Consider the following 21,780-nt stretch of genomic DNA (forward strand, 5'->3'; position numbering starts at 1 on the left):
CTCGCTCGGGGGGGGGGGGGGTGCTCCCGGCCGGGGGGGCGGGGGGGGGGGGCCGCCCCCCCCCCCCCCCCGGCCCTGCCGGCTGCCGCCGTACCGCCCGGGAGCGGTCCGGTGTCAGCAGCTCAGGTTGGATCCCGGGGTGGTCCCGAGGATCGACGTGAAGCTCTGGTAGAGGTTGATACGGCTCTGCACCTGCCCGGGGTTGCCCCCGTTGCACTCGATGCTGCCGTTGATGGAGCGGATGGTCTCACCGAAGCCGAAGCCGTTGACCATGGCGTTGTGCGGGGTCATGGTGCCCGGGCCCGACTGGGTGTTCCAGTACCAGAGCGCGGTCTTCCAGGAGATCGCCGAGTCCGTCTGGACCAGGTTCGGGTTGTTGAGCAGGTCGATGCCGAGCGCGTCGCCCGCTGCCTTGTAGTTGAAGTTCCAGCTCAGCTGGATCGGACCACGCCCGTAGTAGGCGGCCTGGCCCGCCGGGCAGCCGTAGGGCTGGTTGGCGTCGCAGTAGTGCGGGTAGTTGGCGGTGTTCTGCTCGACGATGTGGACCAGGCCACCCGTCTCATGGCTCACGTTGGCGAGGAACGCGGCGGCCTCCTGGCGCTTGACCGTGTCACTGCCGGTGTTCGCGAACCCCGGGTAGGCGCTGAGCGCGGCGGTCAGCCCGTTGTAGGTGTAGAAGGAGTTCCGGTTCGGGAACATCTGGTTGAACTGGGCCTCGCTGACCACGAAGGACCCGTCCGACGGCGGGTCGGTCGGCGGGGTGCCGCCGTCACAGCTGTAGGGCTGCCAGTACCAGGTGGAGATGACCGGGTCGTACCCCGGGTTCTCGTGCTCGGCCCGGTAGAGGTTGCCGTTGGTGTAGCGGACGATGGCGCCCGCGTTGTACCAGGTGCCCGCCGCCCACGCGGGGTAGTCGCAGTTGGCGCCCGAGCCGCCGCCGGGGCTCGATCCGTCGCAGCCGCCGAGGTCGGCCCAGACGTCCGAGGTGCCCGGGGCCTCGCCCTGGGTCCACCACTTGGCGGACCAGTTGTGGCCGTTGTACGAGGCGGAGTCGCCGCCGACATAGACGGCCGACGAGGACCAGCCGGTGGCGCAGGTCGCGGCGGAGGCCGAGGTGGCCGGCAGGAAGATCACGAAGGCCAGGGTGGCGGCCACGGCCGCCAGGACGGAGAGTACGCGCTGTCTCAAACGAATCACTCCTTCGCGCGAGCAACCGCGATCGGCCGCTCGCCATGGGGGGTTGAGACAGAACCAACCGGAATCGCGTGCACCTGTCAAGGTCTAGACCAAGTGGGAGGTGTCACGGCGTCACTTACCGGCCGTCCACGTCGAGAACGCGCCAATGTCGAGGTGCGGACGACCAGTTCGGGCTGGAGCACGATCCTCCGGTGGACGTGCGCCGCGGCGCCCTCCCCGGTCTCCTCGATGAGCAGCTCGGCCGCCGCCTCGCCGAGCCGCCCGGCGGGACGGCGTACCGAGGTCAGCGGCACGGCGGCGGCCGCCGCGAACTCGATGTCGTCGTAACCGACGAGCGCGAGGTCCTCGGGGACCCGTACCCCCGCGTGGTACAGGGTCTGGAGCACCCCGAGCGCGAGCAGGTCGTTGGCGCAGAACACCGCGCCGGGGCGGGGGTCCAGGCCCAGCAGCCGCGCCCCGGCGTCCCGGCCGGCGGCGACATCGAGCCGCTCGGCCTCCACCTGGCGCAGCGCGCCGGGTCCGAGCCCCGCCTCGGCGAGGGCGAGCAGGGCGCCCTCCCGCCGGTCGCGGCACTGGGGCAGCCGCATCGGCCCGCTGACGTACGCGATGTCGCGGTGGCCGGCGCGCAGCAGATGGCGTACGGCCAGGGCGCCGCCGCCGATGTCGTCGACGGAGACCGAGCACCCCTCGGCGCCGTCGAGGGCGCGGTCGACGAGGACGAACGGGATGGTGTGCCGGCGGAACGTGTCGAGGTTGCCGCCGCTGAGGTCGGCCGGGGTGACGAGGACGCCCCGTACCTGCTGCTCGGAGAAGAGCGTCAGATACGTGGCCTCCTCGGCCGGGGACCCGGCACTGTCGCAGAGCATCACGCCGAGCCCGGCGGCGCGCGCCGCACGCTCCGCCCCGGAGGCCACGGCCACGAAGAACGGGTTGGCCATGTCCAGGACGAGCATGGCCAGAATGCGGCTGCGGCCGCCGCGCAGCCGGCGCGCGGACTCGGTGCGGACATAGCCGAGCCGTTCGATGGCGGAGCGGACACGCCGGCGGGTCTCCTCGGTGACCGAGTCGGGGCGGTTGATCACGTTCGAGACGGTGCCCACCGAGACCCCGGCCGCGCCGGCCACGTCCTTGATCCCCACCGGGCGGCGCATCAGACGGTGACCTCCACGAGGTCGAGGCCTGTCACTCCGGCGAGCGCCCGCAGTTCGGGCAGGAGCGCCCCGGTGGCGAGCGCCCAGTGGTGGCCGACGCCGCTGGCGCTCCACGCGTCGGTCCACTCGCCCGGGTCGTGGCCGAAGTCGACGCGGGAGGTGGTGTTGCCGATGGTCAGATGCGGCCCGTCGACCACCTGGCCCTCGGCGACGATCAGCCGGAACCGGCCCGCGCGGCTCTGGCCGACGCCGATCAGGGTGACCGGTCCGTGCCGTACGTCGAACTCGACGGAGACGCCCCAGCCGCGCTTGCCGTGGTAGACGCCGAGCCCGCGCAGGAGGGGGCGGCGGGCGCTGATGGCGAGGTGCCCGGGGCCGTCGTGGCCCATCTCGACCACGCCCGCGTCGAAGTCGAGGGCCTGGAGTTCGGTGAAGGAGCCGCCCGCGCCGAGCCGGTCGGCGATGAGCATCGCCAGGGAGGTGCGCAGTTCGTACTCGCCGCAGGCCGGGATCCCGCGCGCGGTCAGCAGCGAGGAACCGAGGATCATGCCGGCGCCGAGCCGTTCGTGGATCTCCCCGGCGAGTCCCCGGTGGTAGTACGCGAGGGAGTCCAGGTCGAAGTCGGCGACGAGCCGGTCGAGGCCGACGGAGACCCGGGCCGCCCAGGCCAGGTCCTCCTCGACCACGGAGTCGGCGAGTTCGAAGACCTCCCGGGTCTCGGCGAGCTTCGCGGCGACCTCGCTCTCGGTCACCCGTTCGACCCGTACCCGCAGGTCGTCGAATTCCAGGACCTCGACATGGCCGCCGAGCTGCCCGGGGACCATCGTGAGGTCGGTGGAGACGTCGTACATCCCCGGGTAGAGATGGCCCATCAGACCGTGGCGGCCGGAGCGGAGCACGGAGCGCACCCCGGCGGCGCGGATCCAGCGGCCGATGCGCCGCCAGGCCCGCTCGTCCTCCAGATACCCGGAGACGGAGCGGAACTCCACGCCGACCCGTTCGAACGCGTTGGCCATCTCGGGGAGCGGACAGGCCCCGCAGTAGGCGAGCCACTGGCCGGTGTCGAAGGTGGCGTGGTCCATGGCCGGGGAGGGCTGGAGGTTGATCAGCAGGACGGGCGCGTCGGCGCGCTGGGCGACCGGGACCAGCATGGTGGCGGTCATATAGGTGGTGAGGAAGCCGACGATCAGATCGCAGCCGGCGGCGCGCAGCTTCTCGGCGGCCTCGGCGCCCTCACGGGCGTCGGAGATGAAGCCGGCGTCCACGACGTCGGCGTCGAACTCCCCCATCCGCTCGGCGACCCGGGCCGCCGAGCGGCGGAGCTGCGGAAGGAGGTCGGGGAACTGCGGCCAGTAGTCGCCGAGGCCGCCGGCGACCAGTCCGACCCGGGGGCGGCGGGCGACGGCGGGGGTACGGGCGTGCGGGGCGGCGTCGGTGGCGGTGGCGGCGGGTGCGCGGGTGGAGGCGGGGTCGAATGGGCTCATGGCGGTTCCTCCGTGCCTCTCGGAGCGGGACGGTGCGTCAGGACGGCAGCCGGAAGTCGATGACGCGGATCGCCGACGGGGTGGTGCCGCTCGACTTCTGCTGGTACATGAACGACAGCACCCCGTCCTGGGCGACGCGCGTGTCGTCCACGACGACCTCCCCGAAGGCGTTGAGCCCCGCACCGTCGAACAGGGTCTTCCAGTCGGTGTACCCGGATTCCTTGGAGGCGGCGACAATTCGCCCGTACGGCATGACCGCGTACGCGTTGTCGTACCGGTCGAGGACGAGATGGGTGCGCTGGGTGGAGGCGAGCGGGACCGGTATCTCGGTCTTCTTCCAGGTGCCGGCGGCGTCGCGGTAGAGGTGGAAGGCGCGGCCGTTGGCGGTGCGGTCGGCGACGTAGTCGGTGGTGCACTGGCCGAAGCGGCCCGGGACATAGCTGATGATCGCGTGCGGCAGCCCGGCGGTGTCGGTGGCCTGGCTCTCCTGGTTCATCAGGGAGTGGTCGGGGTTGAGCGGGTCGGCGACCGTACCGGCGTCGCCCACGGTCACTTGGTCGGAGCCGCCGGTGGTGCCGACCACGGTGCCGGTGGCGGTGCGCCAGGTGCGGCCCCGGTCGGAGCTGTAGACGTAGCCGGTGTCGTGGTTGGTGAGGCCGCCGCTCGCGCACATGACGGCGTTGTTCTGCTCGCGCCAGGTGAAGAAGGCGTGGAGCCGGCCGTCGGGGCCGTAGTCGATGCCGTGGAGGTACATGTTGCGGGCGGTGCTGGAGCCGTGCTCGCTGGTGTACGTGCCGGTCGAGCCCGCCCATTCGCCCAGCGCGGTCCACTTCGTGCCGTCGTACTCGGCGAGCGCGTTGCGGCCGTTGCCGGAGACGCCGACGCGGTAGCTGAGCTGGAGGCGGCCCTCGGGGGTGGCGACGAACTGCGGATAGGTGAACTGGGAGGTGAGGGAGAGGCCGTCGAGGCTGGTCTGGACGGCGCCGAACCGGTCACCGGTCCAGGCGGTGGAGGCCGGGTTGTCCATCAGCCCGGCAGCGGACTTGACGTAGAAGAAGCCGTCGCTGTGCGAGTCCATGTTGAGGTGGAGCCGGCCGTCGACGCGGGAGACCCCCATGGAGATGACGTTGTGGGAGTCGTTGACGGTGAGCTGGTGGGGCAGCTTGACGGTCTGCCAGGCGGTGGCGCCGAGGGCGCGGCGGCCGACGACGGCGGAGCGGTCGGCGGTGTACCAGGCGGCGTACTGGTATCCCCGGTAGGTGAGCAGGCCGTTCTTCTGGAAGGAGTTGTTGTTGACCAGGCCGTCGTAGGAGACGAAGTAGACGGCCTGGCTGTCGAGCCGGGTGTCGGCGATCCGGGTGAGGGCGGGCGCGGGGTCCGCCGCCTCCGCGGTGGCGGGGAGGGCGGCGGTGGCGAGGAGGGCGAGGGCGGGGAGTACGGCGGTCAGGGGCCTCATGCGCGGTTCTCTCCTTGGTCCGGGGGCATGGCCGGGCGCGGCGCTAGGCGAGGTGGAAGACCTCGGTGAGGGGGCGCATGGCCGCGTCGGGGGTGGCGCCGTCGAGCGCCTCGAAGAAGCCGGCCATCTCGCGCTGCCAGCGGGCGTTGACGTCGGTGGCGGCCATGGCTGCCTGGGCCGCCGCGAAGTCCTCGGTCTCCAGATAGCCGACGAGCAGGCCGTCCTCGCGGAGGAAGAGCGAGTAGTTCCGCCAGCCGCACGCGCTCAGCGCCTGGAGCATGTCCGGCCAGACGGCGGTGTGCCGCTCGCGGTACTCGTCGATGCGGTCCTGGCGGACCTTGAGGAGGAAACAGACGCGTGCCATGGGAGCCGCTCCGATCAGAAGTGGAACTTGTCGATGTTCTTCTTGTCGAAGACGGTCGGCTCGCCGAGGATGACCTCGCCGTCCTTGCCGATGGTGTACTCGCCGAGCTTGCCGGCGGTGAACTTCTCGCCCTCGGCGCCGGTGATCTGCCCGGAGGCGAGCGCGGCGGCGGCGTACGAGCCGAGATAGCCGAGCTCCTCCGGGTTCCAGAGGGAGAACTGCTCGACGGTGCCGTTCTTGACGTACGCGCGCATCTGGTTGGGGGTGCCGAGCCCGTTGAGGACGACCTTGCCCTTGTAGGAGGAGTCGCCGAGGTAGCGGGCGGCGGCGGCGATGCCGACGGTGGTGGGCGAGATGATGCCCTTGAGGTCGGGGTAGGCGGCAAGAAGTCCCTGGGTCTGCTGGAAGGACTTCTGGTCGTCGTCGTCCCCGTACGCGACCTTCACCAGCTCCATGTCCTGGTATTTCGGCTGCTTCAGCTCGTCCTTCATGAACTCGATCCAGGTGTTCTGGTTCGTGGCGTTCTGGGTGGCCGAGAGGATCGCGAACTTTCCCTTGTAGCCGATCTGTTCGCCGAGGTGCTGGACGAGGCTGCGGCCGATCTCCTCGGAGCTGGCCTGGTTGATGAAGAGCTGCCGGCAGTCCTTGGCGGTGTCGGAGTCGTAGGCGACGACCTTGATGTCCTTCTTCATGGCCTGCTTGAGCGGGCCGCAGACGGCGTTGGGGTCGTTGGCGGCGATGAGGATGGCGTCCTGCCGCTGCTGGACGAGGGTGTTGATGTACGAGACCTGGGAGGAGGCGCTGGCGTCGGAGGGGCCGACCTCCTTGCCGGTGCCGCCGTACTCCGCCGCCGCCGCGATCCCGGCCTCGTCGACGATCTTCTCGTAGGGGTTGTTGATCTGCTTGGGGAGGAAGGCGAGCTTGAGCCCCTTCTTCAGCGGCGCGTCCGGGTCGGCGGTGGCTCCGGAGCCGGCCGCCGCAGTCTCCTTCGCCGCGCTCTCCTTGGTCGTCCCTCCGCAGGCGGTGAGCGCGACGGCGAGGGCGCAGGCGGTGGCGGCGGTGACGGCCGCACGGCGTCGGGCGGCGGTACGTATCAGCATGGCGGACTGGACCTTTCGGGAGGTTCGCGACAGCGGCGGGCTCAGGATTCGGGGGCGCGCCGGTGGCGTCGTTCGACGGCCGCGGCGATGACCCGGGGGGTGAGGACGGAGGCGACGAGGAGCACCCCGGTCACGATGACCTGGACCTCGTTGGGTACGTCGTTGAGCGTGAGCAGGTTCTTCAGGACCCCGATGAGCAGCACCCCGGCGACCGCGCCGAAGAGGGTGCCCTTGCCGCCGTCGAAGTCGACGCCGCCGAGCAGGACGGAGGCGATGACCAGCATCTCGAAGCCGAGGCCGTTGTCGGCGCGGGCGCTGCCGTAGCGGAGGGTGAAGACGACCCCGGCGAAGGCGGCGACCGCCCCGGTGAGGACGAAGAGGATCAGCTTGAGGCGTTTGACGCGGATCCCGGCGAAGTAGGCGGCCTCCTCCTGGGCGCCGATGGCGAAGAGGGCGCGGCCGAAGGCGGTGGCGTGCAGGACTACGGCGGTGATCACGGCCAGCACGATGAAGAGGAGCACCGGGTAGGTGAGGAAGGTGCCGGGGAGGGTGGTGGTGTCCACGGCCCAGTCGGCGTAGACCCGGGGGAAGTCGGTGACGGCGTCGCTGCCGAGGGCGACCGAGGCGAGGCCCCGGTAGAGGGCGAGGGTGCCGATGGTGACGGCGAGCGAGGGCAGTCCGACCCGGGTGACGAGCCAGCCGTTGAGGAGCCCGCCCGCGACACCGACGGCGAGCACGACCGGGACGATGGTCTCGAAGGCCCAGCCCGCGTTCCACAGGGCGCCGGTCAGCGCGCTGCCGAGGCCGAGCATGGAGGCGACGGAGAGGTCGACCTGTCCGGAGACCACGAGCAGGGTCATGGGCAGGGCGATGAGGGCGACCTCGGCGATGTCGTTGAACGCGAAGGCCAGGTTCTCGCCGGAGGCGAACCCGTCGGTGGTGGCGAGGCCGGCGACGAGGACGGCGACGAGGAGCGCGCCGACCGCTGTGTCCCAGCGCAGCCCGAGCGCCCGGATCCGTTCGCCGGGGGTCGGGGGACGCTGCCCGGGTCCGGCCGCCGGGGGCCGCGGGGCGGCCGCTGTGTCAGGCGCCATGGCCATGGCGGGCGCTCCTCTTCCTCAGTGCGGCGGTCATCCGCAGGGCGACGATCCGGTCGACGCTGATGGCCGCGAGGAGCAGCGCGCCGGTGATGGCGCCCTGCCAGAACGCGTCGACCTTCAGGACGACCAGGGCGCTGCCGATGGTGGTGAGGAGCAGGGCGCCGAGCGCCGCGCCCCAGACGGTGCCGGTGCCGCCGGTGATGGCGACGCCGCCGACGACGACGGCGCTGACGACGGTGAGTTCCCAGCCGTGGGCGTTGTCCGCGACGACGGTGCCGAAGCGGGCGAGCCAGAGGGCGCCGGCGAATCCGGCGACGGCGCCGGAGAAGACGTACGCGGCGAGGATCCGGCGGCGGATGGGCACCCCGGCGAGCCGGGCCGCCTCGGGGCTGGAGCCGATGGCGTACAGCTCGCGTCCGGAGCGGTAGGAGCGGAGGAAGTACGCGGTGGCGGCGAGCAGGGCGAAGGAGATCAGCGGGAGGTAGGGGATGCCGAGGACGCTTCCGCTGCCGAGCCCGAGGATCGCTGCCGGGACGTCGGCCGCGCCGATCTGGTCGCCCTGGGCCCACCAGTAGTCGAGCCCTTGGATGATGTACAGCATGCCGAGGGTGACCACGAGGGCGGGGACCCGGCCGAAACTGACGAGGGCTCCGCTGACCGCGCCGCAGGCCACGCCGAGGACGGTGCCGAGGAGCAGGACGGTGAGGACGCCGTGGTCGGTACCGGCGACGAACTTGCCGCAGGCGAAGGCGGAGAGGCCGACGACCGAGCCGACGGAGAGGTCGATGTTGCGGGTGACCACGACGACGGACTGGCCGACGGCGAGCAGGACCAGGATGGAGGCGTTGAGGAGGAGGTCCTTGACGCCCTGGTCGTCGAGGAAGCGCGGGTTGGCGAGCCAGGTGCCGAGGATGAGCAGCGCCAGCGCTCCGGCGATGCTGATCTCCCGGGCCCGGAAGACGGTGTCCACCAGGGAGCGGGCGGCGGTGGTGTCCTCGGGGGGCGCGGCGGGACGGTCGGTCAGGGTGGTCATGCCGCCGCCTTTCCGGCGAGGCCGGTGGCGGCGGCCATGACGGTCTCCTCGTCGGCCTCGGCCCGGGGTATCTCGGCGGTGAGCCGGCCCTCGCGCATGACGAGCACCCGGTCGGCCATGCCGAGGACTTCGGGCAGGTCGGAGGAGATCATCAGGACGGCGAGTCCGTCGGCGGCGAGAGCGGAGAGCAGCCGGTGCACCTCGGCCTTGGTGCCGACGTCGATACCGCGGGTGGGTTCGTCGACGATGAGGACGGCGGGTTCGGTCGCCAGCCATTTGGCGAGGACGACCTTCTGCTGGTTGCCGCCGGAGAGCACCCCGACCGGGTCGGCGAGCCGGTTGTACTTGAGCTGGAGGCGGAGCGCCCAGTCGGCGGCCCGGCCGCGCTCCAGGACCGTACGGACCAGACCGCCCCTGCCGAGCCGGCCGAGGCCGGTGAGGCCGATGTTCCGTTCGATCGAGAGGTCCATGACCAGGCCGCGCTGGCGCCGGTCCTCGGGGACCAGGGCGAGCCCGGCGGCCATGGCGGCGGTGGGCGACCCCGGCGGCAGGGAGCGCCCGCCGGCCAGGACCTCGCCGGCGTCGGCCCGGTCGACGCCGAAGACGGCCTGGGCCACCTCGCTGCGGCCGGCGCCCACCAGGCCGGCCAGGGCGACGATCTCGCCGCGCCGTACGTCGAAGGAGATGTCGTGGAAGACGCCCTCGCGGGTGAGTCGGCGGACGGAGAGGGCGGTCTCGCCGACGGCGGTCGGCTGTTTGGGGTACAGCTCGCCCAGTTCCCGGCCGACCATGGAGCGTACGAGGTCGTCCTCGGTGAGCCCGGCGAGCGGGCGGGAGGAGATCCGGCGGCCGTCGCGGAGGGTGGTGACACGCTGGCAGAGGCCGAAGATCTCCTCCAGGCGGTGCGAGATGAAGAGGACGGCGGCGCCCTCGGCGCGCAGCGCGGTGACGACGGAGAAGAGCCGGGCGGTCTCGCCGCCGGTGAGTGCGGCGGTCGGCTCGTCCATGATCAGGACCCGGGCGTCGAAGGAGAGCGCCTTGGCGATCTCCACGATCTGCTGGTCGGCGATGGAGAGGCCGCGGGCGGGCCGGTCGGGGTCGAGTTCCACACCGAGGCGTCTCATCAGGGCGGCGGTCGTCTCCCGTACCGCCTTGTGGTCGATACGGCCGAGACCCCGGCGCGGCTGACGCCCCATGAAGATGTTCTCGGCGATGGAGAGGTCGGGGAAGAGCGTGGGCTCCTGGTAGATGACGGCGATGCCGGCGTCCCGGGCGTCGGCGGGGCCGTGGAAGACGACCGGCCGGCCGTCGAGCAGGACCGCGCCGGTGTCCGGCCGGTGCACCCCGGCGAGCGTCTTGATCAGGGTGGACTTGCCGGCGCCGTTCTCCCCGGCGAGGGCGTGTGCCTCGCCGGGCAGCAGGTCGAGGGAGACGTCGCGCAACGCCCGTACGGCGCCGAAGGACTTGCTCACCCCGCGCAGGGCCAGGACGGGGGCGGGGTCGGCGTCCGGCGTGGGGTCGGCGCGCGCCGGGTCGGGTGGCTGGTCCCGGCCGGGGTCCGGGGCGGGCTCGTTCATGGGTGCTCCTCGGTGCTCCTCGGCGAGCGGGGCGCGTCCTGCCACCCGTCCTGAAAGGTTTCAATGAGGTTGCACGGAAGCTAAACGGCGTTCGTCCGCGCCGTCAATGGGGTGTGCTCGACATTTTGAAGCGGGCCCGACGGGGGTAGGTGTACCCGCGTTCACCGGCGCCGCGCGGAGGGTTGACAGGGGTGGGGCGCTCCCCTAACTTCACGCGATGAAACGATTCATAAAGGTTCGTGACACCGACTCGCCCCGCGAGTCCGCACCACGGGAGCGCTGAGAGATGACGGGTCGATCCGCCGTGTCCGCTGTGAAGGCGGCACTGAAGTCGCAGGCAGTCGAGACGCCGTCGTGGGCGTTCGGGAACTCCGGCACCCGCTTCAAGGTCTTCGCCCAGCAGGGCGTGCCGCGTACCCCGAAGGAGAAGCTGGCGGACGCCGCGCGGGTGCACGCGCACACGGGGGTCGCCCCGTCGGTGGCGCTGCACATCCCGTGGGACCGCGTCGACGACTACGGCGCGCTGGCCGGGTACGCGAGCGAACTGGGGCTGCGGATCGGGGCGATCAACTCGAACGTGTTCCAGGACGACGACTACAAGCTGGGCTCGGTCACCCACCCGGACGCCGCCGTGCGCCGCAAGGCGCTGGGGCATCTGCTGGAGTGCGTGGACATCATGGAGGCGACCGGCTCGCGCGATCTGAAGCTCTGGTTCTCCGACGGCACCAACTACCCCGGCCAGGACGACATCTCGGCCCGGCAGGGGCGGCTCGGCGAGGCGCTGGCGGCGGTGTACGAACGGCTCGGCGAGGGCCACCGGATGCTGCTGGAGTACAAGCTGTTCGAGCCGGCGTTCTACGCGACGGACGTGCCGGACTGGGGCACGGCGTACGCGCACTGTCTGAAGCTCGGGGAGAAGGCACAGGTGGTGGTGGACACCGGGCACCACGCGCCGGGCACCAACATCGAGTTCATCGTGGCGATGCTGCTCCGCGAGAAGAAGCTGGGCGGCTTCGACTTCAACTCCCGCTTCTACGCGGACGACGACCTGATGGCCGGCGCCGCGGACCCCTTCCAGCTCTTCAGGATCATGTACGAGGTGATCCGGGGCGGCGGGTACACCGAGGACACCGCGTTCATGCTGGACCAGTGCCACAACATCGAGGCGAAGATCCCCGCGATCATCCGCTCGGTGATGAACGTCCAGGAGGCCACGGCGAAGGCGCTGCTGGTGGACGCGGAGGCGCTGGCCGCCGCGCAGCGTACGGGCGATGTGCTGGGCGCCAACGCGGTGCTGATGGACGCCTTCGACACGGATGTCCGCCCGCTGGTGGCCGAGGCCCGCGTCGAACTGGGCGCGGACGCGGACCCGGTCGCGGCGTACCACGCCTCCGGATACGGCGAGAAGATCGTCGCGGAACGGGTCGGCGGGACCCAGGCGGGCTGGGGCGCCTGAGGCGACCCGCGGCGTTCCCGTCCGGCTGTCCCGTCCCGCTTTCCGCCCGCCTATGCCGTCCGCCTTCCGTCCGCTCTCTCCACCCGGCCGTCCGTCCGGCTTTCCCGCCGCCTTCCGTCCACTTCCTCCACCGGCCTCCCATCCGGCCTTCCCGCCCCGCCCGAAGTCCGCACCTCACCGAGGGACATGATGACCGACCAGCCCAGCCTCCACCCGGCGGCCGCCGACCTCCTCGACCGTTCACACCGGCTCGGCGCCGATCCGCGCAACACCAACTACGCCGGCGGCAACACCTCCGCCAAGGGAACCACCACCGACCCGGTGACCGGCGACGATGTCGAGCTGATGTGGGTCAAGGGGTCGGGCGGCGATCTGGGCACCCTCACCGCCGGCGGTCTGGCCGCGCTGCGGGTCGACCGGCTGCGCGCGCTGACCGGGGTCTACCCGGGGGTCGAGCGCGAGGACGAGATGGTCGCGGCGTTCGACTACTGCCTGCACGGCAAGGGCGGGGCCGCGCCCTCCATCGACACGGCGATGCACGGGCTGGTCGACGCCGCCCATGTGGACCATCTCCACCCCGACTCGGGGATCGCGCTGGCCTGCGCGGCGGACGGCGAGAAGCTGACGGCGGAGTGCTTCGGCGACACGGTGGTCTGGGTGCCCTGGCGGCGCCCCGGTTTCCAGCTCGGCCTGGACATCGCGGCGGTCAAGGCGGCCCACCCGGAGGCGATCGGCTGTGTCCTCGGCGGCCATGGCATCACCGCGTGGGGCGCCACCTCCGAGGAGTGCGAGCGGAATTCGCTGCACATCATCCGGACCGCCGAGGCGTTTCTGACGGAGCGTGGCGCGCCCGAGCCCTTCGGCCCCGTACAGGAGGGGTACGAGCCGCTGCCGGAGGCCGAGCGACGGGCGAAGGCCGCCGCGCTCGCCCCGCTGATCCGGGGGCTGGCCTCCACCGACCGGCCGCAGGTCGGCCACTACACGGACACGGAGGCGGTGCTCGACTTCCTCTCCCGCGCCGAGCACCCGCGGCTGGCGGCGCTGGGCACCTCCTGTCCGGACCACTTCCTCCGTACGAAGGTGCGCCCGCTGGTGCTCGACCTGCCGGCCGCCGCGCCGGTGGCGGAGATGCGGGAGCGGCTGGCCGCGCTGCACACCGCCTACCGGGAGGAGTACCGGGCGTACTACGAGCGCCACGCCGCCCCGGAGTCTCCCGCGATGCGCGGGGCGGACCCGGCGATCGTGCTGGTGCCGGGCGTGGGGATGTTCTCGTTCGGCAAGGACAAGCAGACGGCCCGGGTGGCCGGTGAGTTCTATGTGAACGCCATTCAGGTGATGCGGGGTGCGGAGGCGGTCTCCTCGTACGCGCCCATCGAGGAGTCCGAGAAGTTCCGTATCGAGTACTGGGAGCTGGAGGAGGCCAAACTGCGCCGGATGCCGGCCCCCAAGGCGCTGGCCACCCGGGTGGCGCTGGTGACCGGCGGGGGTTCGGGGATCGGCCGGGCGGTGGCGCGCCGGCTGGCCGCCGAGGGCGCGTGCGTGGTGGTCGCGGACCGCGACGCCGACGGCGCGGCCACCGTCGCCGAGGAGCTGGGCGGCGCGGACCGGGCGGTCGCCGTCCCCGTCGATGTGACGGACGAGGCGCAGATCAGGGCGGCGTTCGACGCGGCGGTGCTCGCCTTCGGCGGGGTGGACCTGGTGGTCAACAACGCGGGGATCTCGATCTCCAAGCCGCTGCTGGAGACGACGGCCGGGGAGTGGGACCTCCAGCACGACATCATGGCGCGCGGCTCGTTCCTGGTCTCGCGGGAGGCGGCCCGGGTCATGACCGACCAGGGGATCGGCGGGGACATCGTCTACATCGCGTCGAAGAACGCGGTGTTCGCCGGCCCGAACAACATCGCGTACTCCGCGACCAAGGCCGACCAGGCCCATCAGGTACGGCTGCTCGCCGCCGAGCTGGGCGGGGCGGGCATCCGGGTCAACGGGGTCAACCCGGACGGGGTGGTACGCGGTTCGGGGATCTTCGCGGGCGGCTGGGGGGCGCAGCGCGCCGCGGTGTACGGGGTGGAGGAGGCGAAGCTCGGCGAGTTCTACGCCCAGCGGACCATCCTCAAGCGGGAGGTGCTGCCGGAGCATGTGGCTGCGGCCGTCTTCGTCCTGACGGGCGGTGAGCTGAGCCATACGACGGGGCTGCACATCCCGGTGGACGCGGGTGTCGCGGCGGCATTCCTGCGCTGACACCCGGGCGGACGGGGCGGGGCGGGTCAGCGGGCCGGGCCGACCAGGCCGGGCCGGATCGGGTCGGCGGGGCCGGGGCGGATCGGGTCGGGTCGGCCGGGCCGATGTCTGTTTCCCCGTCGCCCGGCCGCCCCGCCGCCCGGCCGCTCCCCCGTCGCCGCCGCGCCCCGCCGTTTTTCCCCCTTCCCGCTTCCCCCGCGCCCGTCCGCCCCTTCCGCCCCTTCGTCCCTGAGGTCCGCCCGTGTCGCCCACAGAAACGCTTCCCTTCGCCGCCGTCGACCTGGGTGCCTCCAGTGGCCGGGTCATGGTCGGCCATGTCTCGGGCCGGGGCGCCGGCACCCTGCGGCTGGAGGAGGCGCACCGGTTCCCCAACCGTCCGGTGCGGACATCCGGCACGCTGTACTGGGACATCCTGGCCCTGTACGGCGGGGTGCTGGACGGGCTGCGGGCGGCGGGGGCGGCGGCCGGGCGGGCGCCGGCGAGCGTGGGGGTGGACACCTGGGCCGTCGACTACGGGCTGCTCGACGCGTCGGGCGCGCTGCTCGGCAATCCGGTGCACTACCGGGACGCGCGGACCGATGGCGAGGCGGCGAAGGTCGCCGAGGTGCTGTCACCCGCCGAGCTGTACGGGGCGACGGGGCTCCAGTATCTGCCGTTCAACACCGTCTACCAGCTCACCGCGGCGCGCGGGAGCGCGGCGCTGGACGCGGCGGAGCGGCTGCTGCTGATCCCGGATCTGATCACCTACTGGCTCACCGGCGAGGCGGGCACGGAGCTGACCAACGCGTCCACGACGCAACTCGTCGACCCCCGGACGCGTGACTGGGCCCGGTCGGTCGCCGAGCCGCTGGGCATCGATCTCTCGCTCTTCCCGCCGCTGCGGACGCCGGGCGCACCGGCCGGGACGCTGCTGCCGGAGGTGCTGGCCGAGACGGGGCTGGCCGGCCCGGTGCCGGTGACGGCAGTCGGCTCGCACGACACGGCCTCGGCGGTGGTGGCGGTGCCCGCCTCCGGCGAGCGGTTCGCGTACATCGCCACCGGCACCTGGTCGCTGGCCGGTCTGGAGCTGGCCGCGCCGGTGCTGACGGAGGAGAGCAGACGGGCCAACTTCACCAACGAGCTGGGGGTGGACGGCACCGTCCGCTATCTGCGGAACATCATGGGGCTCTGGATCCTCCAGGAGTGCCTGCGCGCCTGGGCGGCCGAGGGCGATCCGCAGCCGCTGGACCGGCTGCTGGCGGAGGCAGCCGAGGTGCCGGGGCTGCGGTCGTTCGTCGACGCGGACGACCCGGTGTTCCTGGCGCCCGGGGACATGCCGCGCCGGATCGCGGAGGCCTGCCGGGCCCTCGGTGTACCGCCGCCCCGGGGTCCGGCCGAGACGGCGCGGTGCGTGCTGGACTCACTGGCGCTGGCGCACCGGCGGGCGATCGAGGACGCGCGGCGGCTCTCCGGGCACCCGGTGGACACGGTGCATGTGGTGGGCGGCGGCGCGCGGAACACGCTGCTCTGCCGGCTCACGGCGGACGCCTGCGGGCTGCCGGTCGTGGCGGGCCCGGCGGAGGCGGCGGCGCTCGGCAATGTCCTGGTGCAGGCGCGTGCGGCGGGCGCGGTGGCCGGCGGACTGCCGGAGCTGCGGGCGCTGCTGCGGGCGACGGTGGAGCCGCGCCGGTACGAGCCCGCCGCCGACCGGGCCGGGCGGGCGGCCTGGGACCGGGCCGCCGCGCGGATCGCGCAGGCGGGGGCGGGGGGCTGACCCGCACGGCTGACCCCTGCGCGCGGCCGGTACGGCACCTGGCCGGGTGTGCGGGCCCCGATATGATGGTCCACTCGGGGCGGGGCACCAGCGACGGAGCACCAACGAGATGTGACAGGGACAGGCAGGACGCGTGGCGCAGACGGTCGGCATCAAGGACGTGGCCCGGCTCGCCGGTGTCTCGGTCGGCACCGTCTCCAATGTGCTCAACCGGCCCGAGAAGGTGTCGGAAGCCACCCGGGTGCGGGTACGGGCGGTCATAGACCAGCTCGGTTTCGTCCGCAGCGAGACGGCCCGGCAGCTCCGGGTGGGCACCAGCCGGATTCTGGCGATCCTGGTGCTCGACATGGCGAACCCGTTCTTCGTGGCCGTCGCCAAGGGTGCCGAGCGCGCGGCGCGGGAGACCGGGCTCGGGGTGATGCTCTGCAACAGCGCGGGCAGCGCGGCCGAGGAGGCGGAGTATCTGGCGCTCTTCACCGAGCAGCGGGTGCGCGGGGTGCTGCTGACCCCGGCGGACGCGTCGGGGCGGAACGTACGGGAGTTCGCGCGCCGGGACATCCCGTTCGTCCATGTGGACCGGGCGGTGCCCGCGTCGGAGGGGTGTTCGGTCTCGGTGGACGATGTCGCGGGCGGGGCGCTCGCCGTGCGGCATCTGCTGGCGGCGGGGCACCGCTCGGTGACGTACATCAGCGGCCCGATGTCGCTGCCCCAGTGCCGGGACCGCCGTACCGGCGCGCTGGCGGCGCTCCGCGAGGCCGGTCTGGAGCCGGAGGCGCTGCGCCAGGTGGAGACGGCGCGGCTCGATGTCGCCTCGGGCATCGACGCGGGGGCGCGGCTGCTGGGTCTCGCCGAGCGGCCGACGGCGGTGTTCTGCGCCAACGACCTGCTGGCGCTGGGCGTGCTCCAGGCGATGTACGGGGCCGGGGTGGATGTCCCCGGCGATGTGTCGATCGTCGGTTACGACGACATCGAGTTCGCGGCGGCGGCGGTCGTCCCGCTGACGTCGGTACGGCAGCCCGCGGACGCGATGGGGCGGACGGCCGCGGAGATGCTGATGGACGAGACGGGGCCGGACGCGGCCCGTCACACGCACCGCTCGGTGGTGCTCCAGCCGGAGCTGGTGGTCCGCAGCTCCACCCGCCGCCTGGAGCAGGGCGCCTAGGGCCTGGGCGGTCCGGCCCCTGGCGGCGGGGGGTGCGGTGGCTCCGGTAGGCACCCGTCACGTACTCCGGCCCGCCCGGTCGGCCCGCCTGACCGGGGCCGCGTAGCAGTGGACGGTGACCGTCTGTTCCTGGCTCCAGCGCTGCTCGGCGGTGTCCAGCAGGGTCCACCCGAGGTGTTCGTAGAACGCCACGGATCCGGTGTCGGCGGCCACGACGTCCAGAACGGGGTGCAGTCCTCGGCTCCTGGCCTCCCGTAACGCCTGGGACATCAGCAGGGAGCCGATGCCATGGCCGCGGGCGTCCGGGGCGACGAACAGGCGGGTGACGACGGCGACTTCGGCCGGGGCCGCGCCGGAGTGTTCGGCCCAGAGGGCGGGCGCGACATCGCCCGCGACCGGCGGGGAGAGCGCGAGGTGGCCGACGATCCGCCCGTCGAGCTCCGCCACCCACGCGGCGAGCTGTTCGGGCGGTGCGAGCCAATCGGCGGGCAGCGCGGGCCAGTTCACCGGATAGCTGTCGACCTTGTGCACCTCGGCGAGCACGCTCACACATGCGTCGAGGTCACCCGCGTCGCGTCGCCGGACATCACACATCGGGATGTCATCAGCCGCTGGCATAGTCTGTCGGTTCACCCGGACCATGCAACCACAGCCCGCCGCCGAAGCGGCCCGTGGCCACCCGACCGAGCGGTGAACGCAATCGGACCGCACCGCCAATTCCTTGCATACGCAGGCGCTTTGGTTCAAGAATGCGTCAACAATTCTCCTCGGAGAAGTAATGGCCAAGGCTGCCACAGTTAGTCTCCGCCGGTGATATTGATCAAGAACACCCAGAGACCCACACCCACCACAGGCACCGCACGCCGCTCGGTGCTCCGCGCGGCACTCGCGGGAACGGCCGCCACCGCGGGGGTGGCGCTGACGGCCCCGGCCGCCCACGCCGCCCCGCCCGCCCACGCCACCCGGCGACGCCCGGCCACCGCCGACGAGGCACTTGCCGAACTCGCCGCCGGCAACCGGCGCTGGCGGAACTTCCGCCAGCAGCACCCGGACGAGACCCGGGCCATACGTTCCGAACTGATCTCGGGCCAGCACCCGTTCGCCGTCGTCCTCGGCTGCATCGACTCCCGGGTCCCGCCGGAGCTCGTCTTCGACCAGGGGCTCGGCGACCTGATGACCGTGCGCTCGGCCGGCGAGGTGCTGGACGAGGCCGTGCTCGGCAGCATCAGCTACGGCGTGCTCGAACTGGGCATACCGCTGGTCCTGGTCCTCGGCCACCAGTCCTGCGGCGCCGTCGCCGCGGCGGTCGAGGCGGAGGAGACGGGCAAGGAACTCCCGGCCCACATCCAGTACCTGGCCGATCAGATCAAGCCCGCGATCGACCACTCGCAGGAGGGCACCGCGCGCGTCGACGCCACGGTGACCGCGAACGTGGCGCAGGTCCGCGACCGTCTCGCCGCCGAGCCGGATCTCGCCGCACGGGTGGCCGAGGGCAAGCTCGCCATCGTCGGCGCACGGTACGAGCTGGCCACCCAGCTCGTCCACCGCACGAGCTGACCCCGGCCCCCTGGACGACCCCCCGCACGGGCACCCGCCGCCCGGCCCCGCCCCCGCCGGGGCAGGGCGGCGCCCGCGGCCCCCCTCGCCCGCCCTCATCGCGCCACCCCTCCGTTCCGCATCCGTCCGGTGGCCGGACCCGTGGTCCACCCGGTGCTCCGTCCCGTACGTCACGTACCTCACCCCCGCTTCCTCTTGATGTGCACCCGCCATCTGTGCCATATATGGTCCAGACCATTGCCCCGGGGTGAAGGACACGGCCATGACCAGGTTGCGCTCCACCGCCATGTACGGCCTCGTCTCCGTCACCCTGCTGGCGACGGCCGCGTGCGGCGCCGGCCAGGACCGCGCGGCGGCCCCTGCGGCCCCCTCCGGCGTCACCGTCCAGGCCGGCAGCGCCACCTCCGCCCATGTCATGTGGACCCCGGCCACGGCCGACGACGGCGTCCACGGCTATGCCGTCTACCGTGACGACACCAAGGTCGAGGACGTCCCGGCGGAGACGACCATGGTCGACGTCACCGGGCTCTCCCCGTCGAGCCGTTACACCTTCACCGTCCGCGCCCGAGGGACCGACGGCACGGTCTCCCCGCCCAGCGCGCGCGTCTCCGTCTCCACGCCCGCGGCCGTCGCCGAGGACAAGGAGCCACCCGCCCGCCCCACCGGGGTGCGGGTCACCGGCGACGGCCCCCAGGGGGCACGCCTCACCTGGAAGCGGGCCCCGGAGGGGCAGGGCATCGTCTCGTACGACATCCACCAGGGCGGGTCCAAGATCCACAGCGTGGGTGGTGACGCGACCTCGGCCCGTCTCACCACCCTGCGCCCGGGCACCCGTTACCGCTTCACCGTGGTCGCCCGGGACGCCGCCGACAACACCTCACCCGAGAGCTCCGCCGTCGAGATCACCACCCCGCACGGCCCCGGGGACGACCCCGACACGGCGCCGACCGACCTGAAGGCCACCGTCCGTGCCGCCCAGGGCGGGTACTACGTCGACCTCTCCTGGCTCGCGCCGGAGACCGACGGCGAGATACCCGCCTACGAGATCCATCTGAACGGGAAGTTCGCCACGACCCTGGTCTGGGGCGACAAGGCACCCCAGGGCAGGGCGACCTACACCGTCCACGCGGGCTCGACACCGGGCGAGACCCTTCGGGTCAAGCTCCGCGCGAAGCTGCCCGACGGCACCTTCGGCGCCTTCTCCGAGGAGCGCTCCGTCGTCACCTCCCCGTCCGGTCAACCCGGCCCGGACCGCACCCCCCGTTCGTGAGCCCCCGCGGCGCCCGGGGGGCCGCACATCCACCCCGTACGAGTGACACCTCCTCCCCCGCCGTCGCCCGCGCCGGCTCAGCCTCCCCCGTGCGCACCGCCCGCCCCCCGGGCGGCGGGCACGGCCCCGCGCTCCCGCTTCACCCCCAGCCGGGTCAGCAGCCCGCCGAGCGGGCCGCCGGACGGAACCGCGAGCGGTGGCCCCGCCCCCTCCGCCCGCACGGTGGGCCCCTCGGCCCCCGGCGCCGGGCGCGCCTCCCGCGCCTCCTCCAGAAGCGCCTCCAGACTCGCCCGGTGCCAGCCGATCTCCTCCGGATGGTCCGCCAGCAGCAGCCGCCCCACCGTCGACCGCGCCGCCTCGGACTCCGGGTAGGCACGGAAGAGAACAGGCGCCAGCCGGTTCAGATAAGCGCGTTCGTACGGGTCCGCCACCAACTCGGCGACATGCGCCGAGTCGAGGACGCACGCCACGATGGCCGCCCGCTCCCAGGCGTCCTCGCTCCCGTGCAGAAGGTGACCGATACGCCGCCCCCGCCAGTTGCGCGCGCGCCGGTCGTCGCTCTCGTCGACACCGGCACAGAGCCCGCGCGGCAGCCGGACGGCGCGCAGCCGCCGCGACTCGCGGCGCGCGATCGCCCGCAGCTCGTCGGCGAGATAGAGCCAGACCACCGCGCGGTAGCGGTTCAGGTAGAAGTCCACCGGCGCGACGAGGCCCGCCTTCGCCAGCCGGGTGAACCGGGCCGGGCTGACGGAGAGCAGCGCCGCTCCCTCGGCCGTGCCCACCGTCCGTACCCGCTCGCGCAGCGCGTCCGGGAACCCCTCGTCCGCCCGGAGCCGGGCGATCTCCCGCCGGCTGACCTGGCGTCGGCCGACGGCCGGCCCCGGCTCGGCGCGGACATGCCCGAGCTGAACCGCCAGCTCGAACTCGCCCCGCTTCAACTCCAGCTCCCGCGCGGCCCGGACGAGTCCGACCGCCCCGGGCCCGGCCTCCTCCGCCTCCGTAGGCGGCTCGGTCCCGAACCCGGCGCCGAACCCCGCGCCCGTCCCTAACCGGCCCCCGGCCACCGACCTGGCCTCGGTCCCGCCCCCGGCCGGGGCGGCCGCCCTGGCCGCGGTCCCGCCCCCGGTGGCGGCCCGCGCCCCGGGCCTCGCGGCGCGCGCCCCCGGGCCGTACCTCGCCCGCGTGTCGCCGCGCGCTCCCTCGCCGCCGTTCGCCGTCCTGCCGTGGATCCGTGTCTCGCTGATGGACATGGCCGTCCTCCCGTGAGTGATGACTACTCTCGGTGACGACCGTAGCGTGTCAGCGGCCCCGCCCGCCCGGCCTGTGGACAACCCGCCTGTGGACAACTCGGTAATTCGGTAAGGAAAAACCCCTCAGAGGCCGCTCAACTGGGTCGGGTCAGGCTGTCTCGCCGCGACGCCCAGATGCTCGCCGACCCGGTTGACCAGCAACGTCATCTCGTAGGCGACCTGGCCGACATCCGCGTCCGCCGTCGTCAGCACACAGAGGCAACTGCCGTCACCCGCAGCGGTGACGAAGAGCAACGCCTCGTCGAACTCGACCATCGTCTGCCGGGCCTTGCCCGCCTGGAAATGGCGTCCCGATCCCCGCGCGAGGCTGTGCAGCCCGGAGGAGACCGCCGCGAGGTGCTCGGCGTCCTCGCGCTCCAGCCCCGTGCTGGCCCCCGTCACCAGCCCGTCGTTCGAGAGCACCAGCGCGTGTTTGATGTGTTCGACCCGTTCCGTCAGGTCGTCCAGCAACCAGTCAAGTCCCTTTTCGAGTGGCATGCCCGTCCCTCCCCGTTCAACTGTTCCCCATGTCCACGAACGCCCGTAGCCTTCCGCACCGGCCGCCTCCGGGCAAGCGGCGGCCGTCACCA

At 72.7% G+C, this 21,780-nt stretch carries 18 protein-coding genes; 6 read left to right on the forward strand and 12 right to left on the reverse strand.

The features are described from left to right. Window positions 1-114 precede the first annotated feature (114 nt). The 9 genes from AB0O07_RS35740 to AB0O07_RS35780 form a co-directional block, all read right to left on the reverse strand. Complete coding sequence (locus AB0O07_RS35740; protein WP_365641690.1) at window positions 115-1,188, reverse strand: glycoside hydrolase family 19 protein; 1,074 nt, start codon at window positions 1,186-1,188, stop codon at window positions 115-117. Between the two features lie 86 nt (window positions 1,189-1,274). Beyond that, entirely contained in the window at window positions 1,275-2,348 is a 1,074-nt protein-coding gene (locus tag AB0O07_RS35745) for a LacI family DNA-binding transcriptional regulator (RefSeq protein ID WP_365641692.1), read from the reverse strand. Next, window positions 2,348-3,832 carry an L-fucose/L-arabinose isomerase family protein gene (locus AB0O07_RS35750; protein WP_365641694.1) on the reverse strand — a complete coding sequence of 495 codons (1,485 nt, stop codon included), beginning with the start codon at window positions 3,830-3,832 and terminating at the stop codon, window positions 2,348-2,350. The genes AB0O07_RS35745 and AB0O07_RS35750 overlap by 1 nt, the downstream gene beginning before the upstream one ends. A 37-nt stretch (window positions 3,833-3,869) precedes the next feature. Next, a complete protein-coding gene (locus AB0O07_RS35755; RefSeq protein ID WP_365641696.1) occupies window positions 3,870-5,288 on the reverse strand; it encodes a BNR repeat-containing protein in 1,419 nt (472 codons plus the stop codon). Window positions 5,289-5,331: 43 nt separating this feature from the next. After that, entirely contained in the window at window positions 5,332-5,652 is a 321-nt protein-coding gene (locus AB0O07_RS35760; protein ID WP_365641698.1) for an L-rhamnose mutarotase, read from the reverse strand. A 14-nt stretch (window positions 5,653-5,666) separates the two neighbouring features. Beyond that, entirely contained in the window at window positions 5,667-6,752 is a 1,086-nt protein-coding gene (rhaS, locus tag AB0O07_RS35765) for a rhamnose ABC transporter substrate-binding protein (protein WP_365641700.1), read from the reverse strand. 41 nt (window positions 6,753-6,793) lie between these two features. Then, a complete protein-coding gene (locus AB0O07_RS35770) occupies window positions 6,794-7,852 on the reverse strand; it encodes an ABC transporter permease (RefSeq protein WP_365641702.1) in 1,059 nt (352 codons plus the stop codon). After that, on the reverse strand, window positions 7,836-8,885 hold the full coding sequence (locus AB0O07_RS35775) for an ABC transporter permease (protein ID WP_365641704.1): 1,050 nt from the start codon (window positions 8,883-8,885) through the stop codon (window positions 7,836-7,838). Before AB0O07_RS35775 ends, AB0O07_RS35770 begins: the two co-directional genes overlap by 17 nt. After that, window positions 8,882-10,462 (reverse strand): sugar ABC transporter ATP-binding protein, encoded by a 1,581-nt coding sequence (locus AB0O07_RS35780; protein WP_365641706.1) that lies wholly within the window; start codon window positions 10,460-10,462, stop codon window positions 8,882-8,884. Before AB0O07_RS35780 ends, AB0O07_RS35775 begins: the two co-directional genes overlap by 4 nt. Window positions 10,463-10,748: 286 nt before the next feature. On the opposite strand from AB0O07_RS35780, the gene rhaI reads away from it, so the two are divergent. The 4 genes from rhaI to AB0O07_RS35800 all read left to right on the forward strand — a co-directional run bounded on the left by rhaI (window position 10,749) and on the right by AB0O07_RS35800 (window position 17,074). Further along, a complete protein-coding gene (rhaI, locus tag AB0O07_RS35785) occupies window positions 10,749-11,918 on the forward strand; it encodes an L-rhamnose isomerase (protein ID WP_365641708.1) in 1,170 nt (389 codons plus the stop codon). 189 nt (window positions 11,919-12,107) lie between these two features. After that, entirely contained in the window at window positions 12,108-14,159 is a 2,052-nt protein-coding gene (locus AB0O07_RS35790; protein ID WP_365641783.1) for a bifunctional aldolase/short-chain dehydrogenase, read from the forward strand. Between the two features lie 241 nt (window positions 14,160-14,400). Beyond that, window positions 14,401-15,912: a rhamnulokinase family protein gene (locus AB0O07_RS35795; protein ID WP_365641711.1), complete on the forward strand. Its 1,512-nt coding sequence runs from the start codon at window positions 14,401-14,403 to the stop codon at window positions 15,910-15,912. Window positions 15,913-16,045: 133 nt separating this feature from the next. Then, a complete protein-coding gene (locus AB0O07_RS35800; protein WP_365641715.1) occupies window positions 16,046-17,074 on the forward strand; it encodes a LacI family DNA-binding transcriptional regulator in 1,029 nt (342 codons plus the stop codon). Window positions 17,075-17,131: 57 nt separating this feature from the next. Here the strand turns inward: AB0O07_RS35800 and AB0O07_RS35805 are convergent, their stop codons facing one another. Continuing rightward, a complete protein-coding gene (locus AB0O07_RS35805) occupies window positions 17,132-17,692 on the reverse strand; it encodes a GNAT family N-acetyltransferase (RefSeq protein WP_365641717.1) in 561 nt (186 codons plus the stop codon). A 201-nt stretch (window positions 17,693-17,893) separates the two neighbouring features. On the opposite strand from AB0O07_RS35805, the gene AB0O07_RS35810 reads away from it, so the two are divergent. Together AB0O07_RS35810 and AB0O07_RS35815 are read left to right on the forward strand one after the other, a co-directional pair. Continuing rightward, window positions 17,894-18,631: a carbonic anhydrase gene (locus AB0O07_RS35810; RefSeq protein WP_365641785.1), complete on the forward strand. Its 738-nt coding sequence runs from the start codon at window positions 17,894-17,896 to the stop codon at window positions 18,629-18,631. A 262-nt stretch (window positions 18,632-18,893) separates the two neighbouring features. Further along, window positions 18,894-19,901 (forward strand): fibronectin type III domain-containing protein, encoded by a 1,008-nt coding sequence (locus AB0O07_RS35815; RefSeq protein ID WP_365641720.1) that lies wholly within the window; start codon window positions 18,894-18,896, stop codon window positions 19,899-19,901. A gap of 77 nt (window positions 19,902-19,978) precedes the next feature. Here the strand turns inward: AB0O07_RS35815 and AB0O07_RS35820 are convergent, their stop codons facing one another. Both AB0O07_RS35820 and AB0O07_RS35825 read right to left on the reverse strand, forming a co-directional pair. Beyond that, window positions 19,979-21,151, reverse strand: coding sequence for a DUF6397 family protein (locus tag AB0O07_RS35820; protein WP_365641723.1), 1,173 nt, complete (start codon window positions 21,149-21,151; stop codon window positions 19,979-19,981). A gap of 123 nt (window positions 21,152-21,274) precedes the next feature. Further along, window positions 21,275-21,688: a roadblock/LC7 domain-containing protein gene (locus AB0O07_RS35825; RefSeq protein ID WP_365641725.1), complete on the reverse strand. Its 414-nt coding sequence runs from the start codon at window positions 21,686-21,688 to the stop codon at window positions 21,275-21,277. Window positions 21,689-21,780 lie beyond the last annotated feature (92 nt).

Origin of the sequence: Streptomyces sp. NPDC093085 (genome assembly GCF_040683935.1) — a bacterium.
In the GTDB taxonomy this organism is placed as follows: Bacteria; Actinomycetota; Actinomycetes; order Streptomycetales; family Streptomycetaceae; genus Streptomyces.